We start from the raw sequence: 238 nt of genomic DNA, 5'->3' as shown, positions 1-238 counted from the left end.
ATTAAGCACGTCCATACCCATGATGAACTGCGCGATCCACACTAGCTTCTTCACGAATCCGAACTGATCTTGAACATTGAGCAGTGCTGTATAGGCATCCGCGTAATTGCGCGAGTACGCGGCAACCATAAAGTCGATGGCCAACTGCTCGTCGGCGCTGACGGTGCTAGCGAATACAGTGCCCACATCATCGGCGCTGAGCAGCTTAGGCTTCTTGCCCTGAATGCCATCGTAGTAC

At 52.9% G+C, this 238-nt stretch carries 1 protein-coding gene; it reads right to left on the bottom strand.

From position 1 onward, the window contains the following. The coding region (locus ACZ2V4_RS11915; RefSeq protein WP_490514980.1) for a hypothetical protein at positions 1-238 on the bottom strand (238 nt) is incomplete at both ends.

This window comes from Macrococcus sp. CoH-51_TC_04 (assembly GCF_058188655.1).
Note: the sequence above shows the minus strand (reverse complement) of the source record. Positions and strands in the feature narration are given on the sequence as shown.